14 protein-coding genes and 1 riboswitch are annotated in these 15,733 nt (G+C 69.9%); all 14 genes read right to left on the bottom strand.

Annotated features, from left to right (window positions below; genetic code table 11):
* The 14 genes from VV01_RS10525 to aceB all read right to left on the bottom strand — a co-directional run bounded on the left by VV01_RS10525 (position 1) and on the right by aceB (position 15,686).
* On the bottom strand, positions 1-975 hold the full coding sequence (locus VV01_RS10525) for an ABC transporter substrate-binding protein (protein WP_050669840.1): 975 nt from the start codon (positions 973-975) through the stop codon (positions 1-3).
* A gap of 99 nt (positions 976-1,074) precedes the next feature.
* Positions 1,075-1,161 (bottom strand): putative leader peptide, encoded by an 87-nt coding sequence (locus VV01_RS24915; RefSeq protein ID WP_407942937.1) that lies wholly within the window; start codon positions 1,159-1,161, stop codon positions 1,075-1,077.
* A gap of 27 nt (positions 1,162-1,188) precedes the next feature.
* Positions 1,189-1,303, bottom strand: a riboswitch (SAM riboswitch).
* Between the two features lie 91 nt (positions 1,304-1,394).
* Positions 1,395-2,888, bottom strand: a complete 1,494-nt coding sequence (locus VV01_RS10520; RefSeq protein ID WP_197275021.1) for a glycoside hydrolase family 3 protein — start codon at positions 2,886-2,888, stop codon at positions 1,395-1,397.
* Positions 2,885-3,712: a carbohydrate ABC transporter permease gene (locus tag VV01_RS10515; protein WP_050669839.1), complete on the bottom strand. Its 828-nt coding sequence runs from the start codon at positions 3,710-3,712 to the stop codon at positions 2,885-2,887. Before VV01_RS10515 ends, VV01_RS10520 begins: the two co-directional genes overlap by 4 nt.
* A complete protein-coding gene (locus VV01_RS10510) occupies positions 3,709-4,605 on the bottom strand; it encodes a carbohydrate ABC transporter permease (protein ID WP_050669838.1) in 897 nt (298 codons plus the stop codon). Before VV01_RS10510 ends, VV01_RS10515 begins: the two co-directional genes overlap by 4 nt.
* Positions 4,606-4,609: 4 nt before the next feature.
* The gene (locus VV01_RS10505; protein WP_050669837.1) at positions 4,610-5,935 is read right to left on the bottom strand and encodes a sugar ABC transporter substrate-binding protein; all 1,326 of its coding nucleotides are present in this window, start codon (positions 5,933-5,935) and stop codon (positions 4,610-4,612) included.
* 203 nt (positions 5,936-6,138) lie between these two features.
* Positions 6,139-7,395, bottom strand: coding sequence for an acyl-CoA dehydrogenase family protein (locus VV01_RS10500; RefSeq protein ID WP_050669836.1), 1,257 nt, complete (start codon positions 7,393-7,395; stop codon positions 6,139-6,141).
* Between the two features lie 16 nt (positions 7,396-7,411).
* Positions 7,412-8,743: an acyl-CoA dehydrogenase family protein gene (locus VV01_RS10495; protein ID WP_050669835.1), complete on the bottom strand. Its 1,332-nt coding sequence runs from the start codon at positions 8,741-8,743 to the stop codon at positions 7,412-7,414.
* A 110-nt stretch (positions 8,744-8,853) separates the two neighbouring features.
* A complete protein-coding gene (locus VV01_RS10490; RefSeq protein ID WP_050669834.1) occupies positions 8,854-9,300 on the bottom strand; it encodes a type II toxin-antitoxin system PemK/MazF family toxin in 447 nt (148 codons plus the stop codon).
* 28 nt (positions 9,301-9,328) lie between these two features.
* Positions 9,329-10,084 carry an IclR family transcriptional regulator gene (locus tag VV01_RS10485; RefSeq protein WP_050669833.1) on the bottom strand — a complete coding sequence of 252 codons (756 nt, stop codon included), beginning with the start codon at positions 10,082-10,084 and terminating at the stop codon, positions 9,329-9,331.
* Complete coding sequence (locus tag VV01_RS10480) at positions 10,081-11,427, bottom strand: (Fe-S)-binding protein (RefSeq protein WP_050669832.1); 1,347 nt, start codon at positions 11,425-11,427, stop codon at positions 10,081-10,083. The genes VV01_RS10485 and VV01_RS10480 overlap by 4 nt, the downstream gene beginning before the upstream one ends.
* Positions 11,427-12,617, bottom strand: coding sequence for an FAD-binding oxidoreductase (locus tag VV01_RS10475; protein ID WP_050669831.1), 1,191 nt, complete (start codon positions 12,615-12,617; stop codon positions 11,427-11,429). The genes VV01_RS10480 and VV01_RS10475 overlap by 1 nt, the downstream gene beginning before the upstream one ends.
* Positions 12,617-14,086 (bottom strand): FAD-linked oxidase C-terminal domain-containing protein, encoded by a 1,470-nt coding sequence (locus VV01_RS10470; protein ID WP_050669830.1) that lies wholly within the window; start codon positions 14,084-14,086, stop codon positions 12,617-12,619. The genes VV01_RS10475 and VV01_RS10470 overlap by 1 nt, the downstream gene beginning before the upstream one ends.
* 4 nt (positions 14,087-14,090) lie before the next feature.
* Entirely contained in the window at positions 14,091-15,686 is a 1,596-nt protein-coding gene (gene aceB, locus VV01_RS10465; RefSeq protein ID WP_050669829.1) for a malate synthase A, read from the bottom strand.
* Positions 15,687-15,733 lie beyond the last annotated feature (47 nt).

Genomic DNA, 15,733 nt, shown 5'->3' with positions numbered 1-15,733 from the left:
TCAGCTCGCCTCCTTGGGCAGGCCCGGAGGGTTGATCTGCGAGGTGGGGACGGCCTCGTTGCTGAGGTCCCAACGGCTCAGGACCTTGGCGTACGAGCCGTCGGCGATCGCCGAGTTCAGCGCAGCGGCAAGGGGTTGGGCGAGTCCGGAGTTCTTCTTGCTGAGCGCGGCGATGAGGCCCTGCACCGTCGCGCCGCCACCCGAGAACCGGCCGATGATCTCGGTCTTGCCGCCGGTCGCGACGTGATAGGCGGCGGTGGGGTTGGGTCCGAGGTAGGCGTCGATGCGACCCGAGCTCAGGGCGAGGTAGTAGTCGCTCGCGCTCTGGTAGTAGACGATCTTGGCGGGCTTGAGGCCGGCTGCGATGTTGGCCTTGTTCCAGTCGAGCAGGATCTTCTCCTGGTTGGTGCCGCTGCTCACCGCGATCGTCTTGCCCTGGATGTCCTTGCCGCTCTTGACCTTCCAGCTGCCGCCCTGAGTCGCCTCGAAGGCGAGGTCGTCCTTGCGGTAGGTGGCGAAGTCGTACTTCTCCTTGCGCTCTTCGGTCACCGTCACGTTGGAGACGACGACGTCGTACGCCCCGGAGTCGGCGCCGAGGAACAGGTTCTCCCAGGAGGTCGTACGCAGGTCGAGACGGACGCCCAGCTTGGCCGCGAGGAGGTGGGCGATGTCGACCTCGACGCCGATGGGGGTCTTGTTGTCATCGGCGGTGAACGCCAGCGGCGGGGTGCCGCTCGCACCGGCGCTGTCGGCGATGGTGATGGTCCCCTTGTCGCGGATACGTGCGGGCAGCAAGGAGGCGGCCCGTGCGTCCTTGCTCACCGCGACGCGATGCTGGTCAGGAGAGGTGTTGATCTTCGCCGTGCTGGCGTCGTCGCGAGGGGCGGCGCTGGAGGGGTCGCTGCACGAGGTCGCGAGCAGTGCGACGGCGATCAGGGGCAGCCACGCAGGCGTCGTTCGAGTGATGGAGGGCATGCGAATGTCCTTGAGGTCAAAGCGGTTTCGGGTCTTCGGGGCGGAGAAACCCCGCGAGGTACGGCGGCCGATCAGCTCAGGAGGTGTCGGCGGTCCGGGTCAACACTGCGAGGACGCGACGCGCAGCAGGTCGACGTGACGCCGGCGGTGAAGCCGGGACGGTCGGACGAGCCGGCTGGTCCCCATCGTGGTGCTCCTGGTCGAAGGACCCGAGGTCCGCGCTTGCGAGCAGCCGGTCGGCTGCTGCCTGGTCGTCACCCGGAGCACCCCGCCGCGAAAGGAGGGTTGCTGTCCAGCAAGCCGGGGCTGTGCGCTGGAGCTCAAGACCTGGTGCTGACGCTAGGGCTCGTCAGGCCCGGCGAGCAACAACGAGGAAGCATCGTCTCATAACGCAAGATGAGATTAAGTAGTACACCTTGTTATGTGAGCAGATCGGCGACAGCCCGGGCGGTGGGCCACGAGTCGCCGAAGGTCCGGACGACACGGTCGGCGCGCAGCACCTCGTCGTCGGCGAGTCCGGTGCAGACCACGACCGCACCAGGAGATGCGGCGAGGAGCTGTCGCAGCGCGCGCTGCTCGACCTCGTCGAGCGTGGGCGTGCCGGTGATGATGACGTCCGCCCGGCCGGCCTGCAGCTGCGTCGACGGATCGACGGCGCCGTCGGCTCGGCCCTCGACCGCGCGACCGGGAGCGAAGCCGGCGACGACGCGGCTGCCGGGCAGCCGCTGCGCCAACGCCTGGGCGATGAGAGCGGCGTTGCCGCCGCTCGCGATGTTGCGGCGCCGCCGGATGTCGACGATCTCGACCGTGCCGGAGAGAGCGCCGGCGACGTCTCCGGTGGTGTGCAGGCTCCGGCGGGCGGCCTCGTCGTCGACGTCCTGGTCGGGCTGGGGGACCTCACCGTGCCGTCGGTCGGCGCACCAGCGCTCGAGAGCGTCGACCCGACCGGCGGCCTCGCGCAACCGCGCCACGTCGAGCACACCGTCGTGGACAGCTCGGACGACGGCGTCGAGTGCCGCACCGAACGTCGCCTCGTCGTCGCCCTCGGGCGTGTTGAGCACGGGGTTGCCGAGCGCGACCAGGTCGACGCCTGCGGCGACCGCTCGTACGCACGCCTCGGCGAGCCCGATCGACTGGACGACGGCGCGCATGTCCATGGCGTCGGAGACGATCGCACCGTCGAAGCCGAGGTCGTCGCGCAGCAGCGAGAGCACGGGCGCGCTGACCGTGGCGGGCGCGTCGTCGAGTGCGCCGAAGACGATGTGCGCCGTCATCACCGCGCGCGCGCCCGCCTCGACCGCCGCTGCGAACGGCGGCAGGTCGCGGCTGCGCAGGGTGTCGAGGTCCACGTCGATGCGGGGGAGCCCGACGTGCGAGTCGACGCTGGTGTCGCCGTGCCCGGGGAAGTGCTTGGCGCACGCGGCGACACCGGTCGACTGCAGACCCCGGACGAACGCCGCGACGTGCTCGCCGACCGCCGACGGGTCGGTGCCGAAGGACCGTACGCCGATCACCGGGTTGTCCGGGTTGCTCGTGACGTCGGCGACCGGGGCCAGGTCGAGGTCGACACCCACCTCGCGCAGGTCGACCGCGACGGACGCGGCGACGCGCTCGGTGAGGCCAGGGTCACCGACGCGTCCGAGCGCAGCGGCGCCGACGTGGCGGGAGCCGCCTGCGGCGCCGAGCCGGCTGACGATGCCGCCCTCCTCGTCGATCGAGACCACGACGCGACCCAGCCCGTGGGCGTCGTCGGTGAGTGCCCGCAGCTGGTCGGTGGACGCGACGTTGTGCCCGAACACGCAGATGCCGCCGAGGCCGTCGTGGACCGCCCGTGACAGCCAGGACGGCAGGCGGGTGCCCGCGAAGCCGGGCATCAGCACCCGGTGGGCGAGGCGGCGTACGTCGTCGGTCACTTGACCGCACCCGAGACCAGGCCGGTGCCCAGGCGACGCTGGGCCAGCACGAACACGATGACGACCGGGATGGTCACCATGGTCGAGGCGGCCATCAGCCCGCCCCAGTCGTTGACGTTCTGGCCGAAGAAGTGCTGCAGGCCGATGCCGACAGTCATGCGCTCCTCGTTGTTGAGGAACGTGCGCGCGAAGGTGAACTCCTCCCACGCCATCACGAACGAGAACGCGCTCGTGGCGACCAGACCGGGCCACACCAGGGGGAGCAGCACGAGCCGGAACATCTGCCACCACCCGCAGCCGTCGAGGTAGGCCGCCTCTTCCAGCTCGCGCGGCACGGCCGCCACGAAGCCACGCAGGTTCCAGATCGCGAACGGCAGCGAGAACGCGACGTAGACCAGCACCAGACCGGCGAGGGAGTTGAGCATCCGCAGGTCCTTCATCTGCAGGAACAGCGGGATCACCAGCGCCTCCGCCGGCAGCATCTGCACGATCAGGATCGTGATGAGCACCGTCGTCCGCATCCGGAACTGGAAGCGTGCCATCGCGACCGCGCCCAGCAGCGCGAGACCGCACGAGATGAGCACGGTCGCGACCGTGACGATGGCCGAGTTGACCATGTAGGTGCCGAAGTTGCCGTCGGTGAACGCCTTGGTGAAGTGCTCGAACGTCCAGTGCGTCGGCACCAGAGCATCGGTGCCGGACGCGGCACGGGAGTTGAACGCCGTGCTGAGCATGAAGTAGATCGGGAACAGCGTGAACGCCAGCAGCGCGATCACGGCGACGGCCTTCCCGAACCGCGCGAGCGGCGATGAGCGTCGGGTCACTGCAGCTCGTCCTCCTTGAACAGCGCCCGCACGTAGATCATCGTGATCACCAGCAGGACGAGTGTGAGCAGCACGGCGACGGCCGAGCCGAGGCCGTACTTGTTCTGGTTGATCGACGAGACGTAGGACCAGACGCCGAGGTTGAACACCTCCGGGTTGCTGCCGTCACCGCCGGGCATCAGGTAGATCTGGGCGAAGACCTTGAAGTTCCAGATGGTCGACAGGATCGTCACGACCGCGAACACCGGCCGCATCAGCGGCATCGTCACCGACCAGAACCGGCGCCACGCGCTCGCGCCGTCGAGCTTGGCCGCCTCGTGCAGCTCTTCGGGCACCGTCGACAGGCCCGCGAAGATCGTGATCGCGATGAACGGGTAGCCGTGATGGATCACGTTGAGCGCTGCGATGGCGTAGAACGACAGCCGCTCGGTGAACCAGTTGAACCCCTCGGGGTCCAGCAGTCCGACCGACTGCAGGGTGCGGCGTACGACGCCTGAGTCGGGGTCGAACACCCACACCCACACGTACGTGCCGGTGACCGCCGGCAGGGCCCAGGCCACGAGCGATGATCCGATGACCAGCGCACGCAGCCTGGGCCCGAGCTGCTGCAGCAGCAGCGCGACGAGCGTGCCGAGCACCACCGTGCCGACCACCGTCACCGCGGCGAAGACCACGGTGTTGGGCAGCACGGTCTTCCACAGGTACGACCCGGAGACGGCCTCCCGGTAGTTGTCCAGCCCGATGAACTCGGGCTTGCCGGAGATGACCTCCTTCAGGCCGTACCTCTGGAAGGACAGGACCGTGACACGGATGATCGGGTAGAGCAGCAGGCCAGCGATGACCAGCAGCGGCCCGGCCAGGAGCAGCCAGGGCCGCCAGCGTGATGTGGGCAATGCGTCAGCTTCCGGCGTTGAGGGTCTTCGTGATGGCGTCCGAGGCCTTCGTGGTGGCGTCGTCCACGGAGGTGCCCGTGAGGATCGACTGCAGCATCTGCGTCAGCGTCTTCTCACCCTCGACCGCACCCCACTGGGGCGCACCCGGGACGTTCTTGCCGGCCGACATCATGGCCTTGGCGAACGGAGCGACCAGCGGGTCGGAGCTGTTCGCGTAGGTCTTCATGCCGGAGGTCGTGCTCGGGAAGAAGCCGGTCTGGTCGGCCCACTGCTTGGACAGCTCGCCCGTGGTCAGCATCTGGATGAGCTTCCAGGCGAGGTCCTGGTTCTTGCTGGTCTTGAGCATCGCCAGGTTGGAGCCGCCGAGGAACGTCGGCGCCATCCCGCCGTCCTTGCCGGGCACCGCGAACGCCGCGATCTTGCCCTTGAGGCTGGGGTCCTTCTCGACCGCTGCCTTGGGGGTCCAGTTGCCCTGGATGACCATGGCCGCCTTGCCCTTGGTGAAGGAGTCCAGCAGGTCGGTCTCCTTCCAGGTCGCCGCACCCTTGGTCGACGCGCCGTCCTTGTTGGCCAGGTCGGTGTAGAAGGTCAGGCCCGCACGCGCCTGGGGCGTGTCGAGCGCGCCCTTCCACTGGTCGCCGTTCTGCGTGGCGAAGTCGCCACCGGCACCCCAGACGAACGGCGCCGCGGCGTACGCGCTGCCGCCGGCGACGGGGAAGGCCGCCATGTCGGGCTGCTTGCTCTTGAGCGTCTTGACCGTCTGCTGGAGCTCGTTCCAGGTGGTCGGCGGCTTCAGGCCGAGCTTGTCGAAGACGTCCTTGCGGTAGACGATGCCGCGGGTGCCGGCGTACCAGCCGACGCCCCACTGCTTGCCCTCGTAGGTCGCCGAGTCCTTCAGCGCGGGCAGCAGGTCCTTGTTGAGGCCCGCGGCGTTGATCTTGTCGGTGAGGTCGACGAGGCCGCCGGCTGCGGCGAACTCGGGGTTCCAGGTCGTCCCGATCTCGGAGACGTCGGGGCCACCGCCACCGGCGAAGGTGCGGACCAGCTTGTCGTGGGCGTCGGCCCACTCGACCTCCTGGATGTTGAGGGTCGCACCGGTCTGCTTCTTGAAGGTCGCCTTGGCGGTGTTGTAGAAGGCCGTGGAGTCGGGGTTGGTGCCCTTCATGACCCACCAGGTGATGGTCTTGCCGCCGCCTGCGCCACCACCGCCCGCGCCCGTCGAGTCGCCGCCACCACCGGACGAGCCGCCGGATCCGTCATCGCCACAGCCCGCGAGCAGCAGTCCCAGTGCCGCGACGGCGGCCACCCCTGTCGTACGAGACCAACGCATCCGACTCTCCTTTGTGCCGTGCCGATGGGGGACGAACCCCGAAAGTTTCCATGCACGTGCGGGGTCTGGAGTGAAAATAGTTTCCACGGCAGGGGTCGTCAACGAACTTCGCCGAAGTCGCGACGGATCGTGACCTCAACGGGTCCGGACGCACGAGGGCCCGGTACGCGGGTGTGTACCGGGCCCTCGATGTGGCAGAACGATCAGCGCAGCTGGCTGCTCGACAGATCGAGCAGGCGACGCGCCACGACCAGCAGCTGGATCTGCTGCGTGCCCTCGAAGATGTCGAGGATCTTGGAGTCGCGGGCCCACTTCTCGAGCAGCTCGGTCTCGGCGTACCCGGTCGCACCGGCGAGCTCGACGCACGCGAGCGCGACGTTGACGCAGGTGCGGCCGGCCTTGGCCTTGGCCATGGAGGCCTGCATCGAGTTCGGCTTGCCGTTGTCGGCCATCCACGCAGCACGCAGCGTCAGGAGGTAGGCGGACTCGTAGTCGGCCTCCATCTGCACCAGACGCGCCGCAGCGTGCGACTGGCTGTGCAGGGGAGCGTCGACGTCGGGCTCGACGCCCGCCTTCTTGAGCAGCGCGGTGGTGGTGTCGAGGCAGGCGCGGGTGAGGCCGACCGCCATCGACGCGACGAGCGGCCGGGTGTTGTCGAACGTCTGCATCGCGCCACCGAAGCCACCCTCGGTGCGGATCTCCGGGTCGCCCAGCAGGTCGTTGGCCGGCACGCGGCAGTTGTCCAGGTGGAACGCTGCCGTGTCGGAGGCCCGGACGCCGAGCTTGTGCTCGAGCCGGACGAGCTTCAGGCCCGGGTTGGACCGCTCGACCACGAACGACTTGATCGCCTTCTTGCCGAGCGACTTGTCGAGGGTGGCCCAGACGACCACGAGCTCGGCGCGCTCGCCCGAGGTGACGAAGATCTTCTCGCCGTTGAGGACGTACTCGTCGCCGTCCTTCTCCGCGGTGGTGCGGATGGCACCGGAGTCGGAGCCGGTGTCGGGCTCGGTGATGGCCATCGCGGCCCACCGGTTGCCGTAGCGCTCCTTCTGCTCGTCGTTGGCGACGGCAGCGATGGCGGCGTTGCCCAGACCCTGGCGCGGGATGCTCAGCGTGAGGCCGACATCGCCGCGGCACGTCTGCATGATCGACAGGACGGAGGAGAGGTTAGCGCCGTTCTTGTTGCCGCCGTTGCCCTTCTCCTTGCGGCCCGAGCCCACGCCCGCCGGCTTGGTGTCGGGGCTGTCGCTCGCACGAGTCGAACCGCTCGCACCCGCGCCCTGGCTGGCGCCGGAGTCGCTCAGCCCGTCGATGACGGCCGAGGTCAGGTCGAGCTCACGCGGGTACTCGTGCTCGGCGAGGTCGTACTTGCGGCTGATCGGCCGGAACACCTCATCGGCGAGCGAGGAGGCCTGCTTGACGAGCGGGACCAGCTTCTTCGGAACTTCGAGATCAATCATGAGTCAGTCCTCTCACTCACACAAGGAGGGCGCCCTCGAGGACACCCGTTGCTCGGAGGTCGCGGTACCACCGCTCGTTGTCGAACTCCTTGACGAAGCCGTGGCCGCCGAGCAGCTGCACGGCGTGCGAGCCGATCTGCGAGCCGTACGCCGCAGCCAGGTGACGCGCGTGGGCGATCTGGGCGGAGGCGTCCTTGCCGGCGTCGAGCAGCGAGGCCGCGCGCCACACGACCAGGCGCAGGCCCTCGAGCTCGATGGCGATGTCGGAGACGGTGAACGCGACGGCCTGGCGGTAGCCGATGGGCTCGCCGAACGCCTTGCGCTCCTTGACGTAGTCGGTCACCTGGTCGAGCACGGCCTGCGCGGTGCCGACGGCGGCTGCGGCCCAGGCCAGGCGCGCACGGCGTACGGCGTCCCGGTGGTCGTCAGCGGTGCCGAGCAGGTTGGCCTTCGGGACCTTCACGCCGGTGAAGGTGAGGCGGCCCGTGCGCGCAGCGCGGACACCCATGCCCGGGTCCTCCTCGAGGGTCAGGCCCTCGGTGCCCGGCTCGACGATGACCAGGCGGCTCTCGCCGTCGACCTTGGCGGAGATCACGAACAGCTCGGCCGTGTCGGCGTTGGGCACCAGGGCCTTCACGCCGTCGATGACGAGCGAGTCGCCCTCGGTGCGTGCGGTGGTCTGCAGCGCGAACGGGTCGAACAGCGGCTGCGGCTCCATCAGCGCGAGCGCGGCGACGGGCGGGTTCTTCTCGTCCGAGAACGCCGGCAGGTAGGTCGCCTGCTGGCTCGCGTCGCCGTACGACGCCAGTGCCGTCGCCACGGCGCCGGTGGCCATCAGCGAGACGGCCAGACCCATGTCGCCACGGGAGAGCTCCTCGATCACGAGGGCGGCGGTGACGGCGGAGCGCTCCTCGGCGACGCCACCGAGCTCGGCCGGGACGCCGATCAGGGTCAGGCCGAGCTCGCCCGCCTGAGCGCGCAGCTCCTTCGGGGTGGTGCGCTCGGCGTCGGCCGTGGAGCCCGCGGGGCGCAGCAGCTCGTCGGCGAGCTCGCGCGCGACCTGCTGGATCATCGCCTGGTCCTCGGAGGGCGTCAGGTCGAACTCACGGCGCGGCTTGGTGGGTGCGGGGCGGGTCGGGTCACCCTTGCCCGACTGCTTGGCGAACGCGCGACCGGCGACGGTCTGGGCCTTGAAGCCCTGCTTGGCGCCGTTGTAGAGGACGCGCTCGACGGCGCGACGGACGCCGGGGTTCTTCATGGACTCCAGGCCGCCGGCCCGGGTGATCAGGCGCAGCCCGAGAGCCTGGCCCCGATCGGCCAGCGTCGGCTTGCTCTGCAGATCGCTCATCTCGACCTTTCGTGTGGCCCGGCGGCAGGAGTGCCGCCGGGGCGGTGGTGCATCGGACGAGATGTTACTCGGAAGTTGGTACTTTGGGTATCGGGTACACCGAGTACTAGTTAAATTTTTGGAGTCGCCGCGTGCCGTGCAGCAGCGGCAACCGTCTCGAACCGGTCCCGCGGGATCGTGGCGCCCTCCCGGCGTACGGCGCTCGGGTCCAGGCGCAGCACCCGGTTGACGCGCACCTCGCTCGGACGGTGATCGCCGTCCCAGTCACCGGACCCGACGTCGACCCACACACGTCCGGCCGCCCGCTCCTGCTCGGCATCGCGGTCGTGGTCCTTGCTGGTCAGCTGCAGCCCGAGGAGCCACTGACCGTCGTGCCCGATGATCAGCACGGGCCGGTCCTTGCCCTGGCTGTGGTCCTCCTCGAACGGCACCCATGCCCACACGACCTCGCCCGGGTCGGGAAGACCATCGGCGCACGGTGCGTAGGTCATCGGGGGTACGCCGTCGTAGTCGCCGGGGTAGGGCGGGTGTGCCTCGGGCAGCGCGGTGTCGCTCATGGCGGCCATCGTGCCGGAGAGGATCGCGTCAGGAGCGCAGAGCGCCCGCAAGTGCTTCGGCGGTCTCGCGGACGGCATCGGCGACGACGAGGGCCTTCGGGAGCGTGAAGCGCTCGGTCGGCCCGGAGACCGACAGGGCAGCGTGCAGCCCGGGCACCGCCACGACACCGGCGACGCAGCGCACGCCGAGCTCCTGCTCCTCCTCGTCGATCGCGAATCCCTGCCGGCGCACCGTGTCGAGCTCGGCCGCGATCGCGTCGAGCGTGGTGAGGGTCTTGGGCGTCGACCGGGCGAGGCGGGTGGCACGCAGCAGGGCCTCGGCGTCGGCGACGGGCATCGCCGCGAGGACCGCCTTGCCGACCGACGTGCTGTGCAGGGGGACGCGCCGACCCACCTCGGCGAAGATCCGCAACGAGTGCGGGGACGGGCTCTGGGCGATGTAGACCATCTCGTGGCCCTGCAGCACGGCCAGGTTGGCGGTCTCGCCGCACAGGCTGGTGAGGCGGCCGGCGTACACGCGGCCGACCGCTGCGATCGAGCGCTCGCCGGCGTCAGCGAGCCCGAGTGTGGCCGGACCGACGGCATAGCGGCGCTCGGCGTCCTGGCGTACGTAACCGCGGTCGACGAGCGTCGCGAGCAAGCGGTGGACCGTGCCGAGCGGCAGGCCGGTCACGCGCACGATGTCGGTGACGCCCTGGGCGCCGCCGTCGCTGAGCACCTCGAGCACGTCGAGGGCCCGGTCGACCGACTGGACACCCGGACGCCGCGCGGCCGTCCCGGTCATGTCCGCTCCGCGACGAAGGTGCGCGCATCGACACCGCGCAGGGCCGCGTCGAGCACCTCGGCGGTGTGCGCGACCGCGATCGGGCGGCCGAGGTCACGAGCCGAGGCGGCGATCTGCATCAGGCACCCCGGGTTGGCCGTCACGAGCAGCTCGGCACCGGTGTCGAGGACGTTGCGGGCCTTCTGCTCACCGAGCTGCGAGGCGGCCTCGGGCTGCAGGATGTTGTAGACGCCCGCTGAGCCGCAGCAGACGGCGGCATCGCGAATCTCCTTCAGGCGCAACGCTGGTACGCCGCGCAGCAGCTCGCGAGGCTGGTCGCGGACACCTTGGGCATGACCGAGGTGGCACGCGTCGTGATAGGCGACCGTGATCTCGAACGGGTGCCGCTCGGCGCGCGGTCCGAGCTCGGCCAGCACCTCGGACAGGTCGCGCACCTTGGCGCGGAACGTCGCCAGACGCTGCTCATCGACACCGCCGGCGGCGTCGCCCGCGAACAGGTGCTCGTACTCCTTCATCGCACTGCCGCAGCCCGCGGAGTTGACCACGAGGTAGTCGACGTCCAGCGGCTCGAACGTGTCGATGGTGGCCCGTGCGAAACCCTGGGCCTCCTGCTCACGACCGCTGTGGCTGCTCAGCGCGCCACAGCACCCTTGGGCGCGGGGGACGACGACCTCGCACCCCTCGGCCGCCAGCACGCGAGCGGTGGCGGCGTTGACCTGCGGGAAGAACTCGCTCTGAACGCATCCGGTGAGCAGGGCCACGCGTGCGCGGCGCTCGCCGTGCGGCGGGATGAGCTCGGGCAGCGGCTCGCGAGGGCCGAGCGTCGGGGCGACCTTCTGCATGGCGGCCAGCTGCGGGGAGATGCGCTCGACCAGACCGGAGCGCCGCAGCCGCCCGTCGAGACCGGTGCGCTGCGCGAGACGCAGCCCGAGCCGGGCGGCCCGCAGCCGCCGTGGATAGGGGAAGAGCGCGAAGATCGCCGCTCGCAGCGCCTTCTCGGCCCGTGGCCGCTCGTGGTTGCGCTCGACCTGGGCGCGGGTCTGCTCCAGCAGCCGGTCGTACTGCACGCCGGACGGGCACGCGGTCACGCACGCCATGCAGCCCAGGCAGGCGTCGAAGTGGCCGGCCATCTCGTCGGTGAGCGACTCACCCTCGAGCGCGGTCTTCATCAGGTGGATGCGACCGCGGGGGCTGTCCATCTCCTCGCCCCACAGGACGTAGGTCGGGCACGTCGTGAGGCAGAACCCGCAGTGCACGCAGTCGTCGATGAGGTCCTGGCTCGGTGGGTTGTGGTCGTCGAAGGAGCGCGTCGTGGGCGTGCCGAGGTCGACGGGACGGCTCATCAGATGCCTCCTACGAATCGGCCCGGGGCCAGGCGGTTGTCAGGATCGAACTCGTGCTTGACCCTGCGCATCAGGTCGAGCCCCTGGACAGGACCCCACATGTCGACGACGTCTCGTACGTCGGTCGGTGCGTCGAGCACGACCGCGGCGCCGCCGGACCGGCCCGTGAGGGTACGCAGCGTCCCGACCGCGGCCGAGGCACGGGCGGCCTCGCCGGTGCTCGCGTAGAGCACGCCGACGCCGACCGAGCCACGCACGTGAAAGCCGAGATCGACTGCGGCCTGGGCGATCTCGGGCGCTGAGGAGATCTGCGTGGTGAGCTTGAGGAGGGTGCGCGCACCGTCGGCGTGACCGGGCAGAGCCAGCGGCACGTCGTACGTCGTGGTCGTGCCGAGCAGGTCTCGCACGCGCTCGGACCGCTGCGCGACCCCTCGCTCGGTGCCTTCGAGGAGCACCGACAGGCGGGTCGGCGCACCGGGGACGGCGTCGACCTCGACCGCCGCCGGGACGACCTGGGAGTGCACCACTGATGCGATGAGATCGCTTGCGGCTGAAGGGGACTCGGCCTCGACGGTCAGCCAGGTCGACGCCTCGGGCACCGGGTGCAGTCGGAACGTCGCCTCGGTGACGACGCCGAGGGTGCCGAACGACCCGACCATCAGCTTGCTGAGGTCGTAGCCCGCGACGTTCTTGACGACCTTGCCGCCCGCCTTGGCGACCACGCCGTCGGCGCGTACGACGGTCACGCCGATCACGAGGTCGCGCACCGTGCCGAGGGCCACCCGACGAGGACCGCTGACGTTGGTGGCGATGAGCCCACCGATGGTCGTCCGAGGCACGACGTCGTCGACGCCCAGCCGTTGGCCGGCTGGGGCGAGGGCTTCCTGCAGGTCGGCGAGCGGTGTGCCGGCCTGGGCGGACACGATGAGGTCGCCGGCTTCGTGCTCGAGCACACGATTCATCCGAGAGAGGTCGACCAGGAGGTCGAGCGAGGACGGCGGAACGCCCCACGTCGACTTGGACCCGTTGCCGCGGACGACCACCGAATGTCCTTGCGCCGCAGCGTCTTTCATCACCCGTGACACGTCGTCCGTGCTCGCCGGCTCGGCGACCAGGCGCGGGACGACGCCTGCGACGGCATCGGTGTCGGTGCCCGGACGGACGAGGGGTCGCAGAACGCTCGCGGGCATCAGAACACCTCTCCGAGACCTGCTGCCTGCACGGGGTGCGGCCCGGTGTGCTTGCCGGGTCGCTCGCCGCACAGGCGTGGGGTGGGGTAGATCTTGCCCGGGTTGGCGATGCCGTCGGGGTCGAACGCGCATCGCACCAGCTGCATCGTGTCGAGGTCGTCGTCGCTGAACATCTTGGGCATGTGCTTGGCCTTGTCGGCCCCGACGCCGTGCTCACCGGTGATCGAGCCGCCGTGCGCGAGGCACAGGTCGAGGATGGCCCCGGACAGCTCTTCGGCGCGCTCGCCCTGGCCCGGCGCGGACTCGTCGAAGAGCACGAGCGGGTGCAGGTTGCCGTCGCCGGCGTGGAACACGTTGGCGACGCGCAGCCCGCGCTCGTCGGCCAGGCGCGTCATCTCGCGCAGCACCTCGGGCAGGGCGGTCCGCGGAATCACGCCGTCCTGGACGATGTAGTCCGGACTGATGCGACCCACGGCGGCGAAGGCCGACTTGCGGCCCCGCCAGATCGCGGCGCGCTCGTCGTCGTCAGCGGCGACGCGCTGCTCGAACGCCCCCGCCTCGCGGCACATCCGCTCGACGGCGGCGAACTCGTGCTCGACCTCCTCGGCCGGTCCGTCGAGCTCGACGACGAGGACGGCTCCGGCTTCGTCTGGGTAGTTGCACGCCACGGCGGCCTCGGCGGCCTCGATGGCCAGGGCGTCCATCATCTCGATGGCCGCAGGCACGATGCCGGCACCGATCACGGCCGAGACGGCCGAGCCGGCGTCGTCGGTCGTGCGGAAACCGGCGAGCAGGGTCTGGACGGACTCGGGGGAGCGGACGAGGCGTACGGTCACCGACGTCGCGACGCCGAGGGTGCCCTCGGAGCCGACCACGGCGCCGAGCAGGTCATAACCGGGCGCGTCGGGCGCGCGCGTGCCGAGCGTCACCGAATCCCCTTGGGGCGTCACGAGATCCACCGACAGCACATGGTTGCTGGTGAAGCCGTACTTGAGGCAGTGAGCGCCGCCGGAGTTCTCGGCGACGTTGCCGCCGACCGAGCAGATCTGCTGGCTCGACGGGTCGGGCGCGAAGTAGTAGCCGTGCGGGCGGGCGGCCTGCGAGACCTGCAGGTTGATCACGCCGGGGTCGACGACCGCACGCTGGTCGTGCGGTGCGACCTCGTGGATCTGGCGCAGCTGCGAGGTGACGATCAGGACGCCGTCGGCGTGGGGGAGAGCGCCGCCGGACAGCCCGGTGCCGGAGCCCCGGGCGACGAACGGGACGCCCTCGGCAGCGCAGGCCGCGACGGTCGTACGGACGTCGTCCGCCGACCTCGCCAAGACGACGAGGGCGGGCACGACGCGGTAGTGCAGGAGGCCGTCGCACTCGTAGGTGCGCAGCCGGGTCCGGTCGGTGACCAGGGCAGCCTCGGGCAGCTGCGAGCGCAGCCGCTGCAGCACCCTGGTCACCGAACCGGAGTCGACCATCAGGTCACGGCATCCGCGCGTAGGCCGGCAGCGTGAGGAAGTCGGCGTACTCGTCGGCGACGGCGACCTCCAGGAAGGTGGCCTTGGCGTCGTCGTAGTCGGCCGCGTCACCGGGCAGCTCGGCGACGACCTCGTCGACCAGCTGGAGCACGAGCTCCTTGGTGATGAGCTCGTCGGTGTCAGCGGTCTTGACCTGGTTGTTGATCTGCTGCCAGATCTGCGAGCGCGAGATCTCGGCGGTGGCGGCGTCCTCCATGAGGTTGTGGATGCCGACCGCGCCGCGGCCCTGGAGCCACACGCGCAGGTACTGCAGAGCGACGTCGATGTTGCTGCGCAGGCCGGTGCGGGTGACCTCGCCGGGTGTGGACTTCACGTCGAGCAGCTGGGCCGCCTCGACCGACACGTCCTCACGCTTCTTGTCGATCTGGTTGGGGTTGTCGCCCAGGACCTTGGTGAAGACCTCCTTGCAGGTCTCGACCATGGCCGGGTGCGCGACCCAGGAGCCGTCGAAGCCGTCGCCGGCCTCGCGCGTCTTGTCAGCCGTGAGCTTCTCGTACGCCGCGGTGTTGACCGCCTCGTCCTTGCTCGGGATGAACGCCGCCATGCCGCCGATCGCCGAGGCGCCGCGCTTGTGGCAGGTGCGCACCAGCAGCTCGGTGTAGGCACGCATGAACGGCACGGTCATCGTGACGGTGTTGCGGTCCGGGACGATGTAGTCGGCGCCGCGGGTGCGGTAGGTCTTGATGACCGAGAACAGGTAGTCCCAGCGGCCGGCGTTGAGCCCGGCCGAGTGGTCGCGCAGCTCGTAGAGGATCTCCTCCATCTCGAACGCCGCGGGCAGCGTCTCGATGAGGCAGGTCGCGCGGATGGTGCCCTGCGGGATGCCGACGAAGTCCTGACCGATGACGAACGCGTCGTTCCAGATGCGCGCCTCGAGGTGGGACTCCATCTTGGGGAGGTAGAAGTAGGGGCCGCGGCCCTTGTCGATCTGCTTCTGGCCGCACGCGACGAGGTAGAGCGCGAAGTCGACGAGGCCGCCGGAGGTCTGCTCGCCGTCGACCAGGATGTGCTTCTCGGGCAGGTGCCAGCCGCGGGGGCGGACGATGATCGTCGGCAGCTCCTCGTCCGGCTTGAGCTTGTACTCCTTGCCCTCAGGGCTGGTGAAGTCGATCTTGCGGTCGAGGGCGTCGCTGAGGTTGAGCGGGCCGAGGACGACGTTGCCCCACATCGGGGTGTTGGCGTCCTCCTGGTCGGCCAGCCACGCCTTGGCGCCGGAGTTCAGGGCGTTGATGACCATCTTGCGGTCGGTCGGGCCGGTCATCTCGACGCGGCGGTCCTCCAGGCCCGGGCCGAGCGGCGCGACCTTCCAGGAGTCGTCCTCGCGGATGTGTTTGGTCTCCTCGAGGAAGCCCAGGTCCGCGCCGTCCGCGATCTCCTGAACCCGCTTCTTGCGCGCCTCGAGGCGCTCCAGGCGTCGGCCGTTCAGCTCGCGGTGCAGCTTCGCGACGAGCTCGAGCGCCTTCTCGGAGAGGATCTCCTCGTAGCGGTCGTCGATCGGGCCGGTGACCTCGACGCCCTCGGGCAGAGTCAGGGTGGTCATTGAGGGTTCTCTTTCCACGATACGGAACATCTGGCTCACTCAGCGGA

The organism is Luteipulveratus halotolerans (genome assembly GCF_001247745.1).
GTDB lineage: Bacteria > Actinomycetota > Actinomycetes > Actinomycetales > Dermatophilaceae > Luteipulveratus > Luteipulveratus halotolerans.
This window is presented reverse-complemented; position numbering and strand designations above follow the sequence as displayed.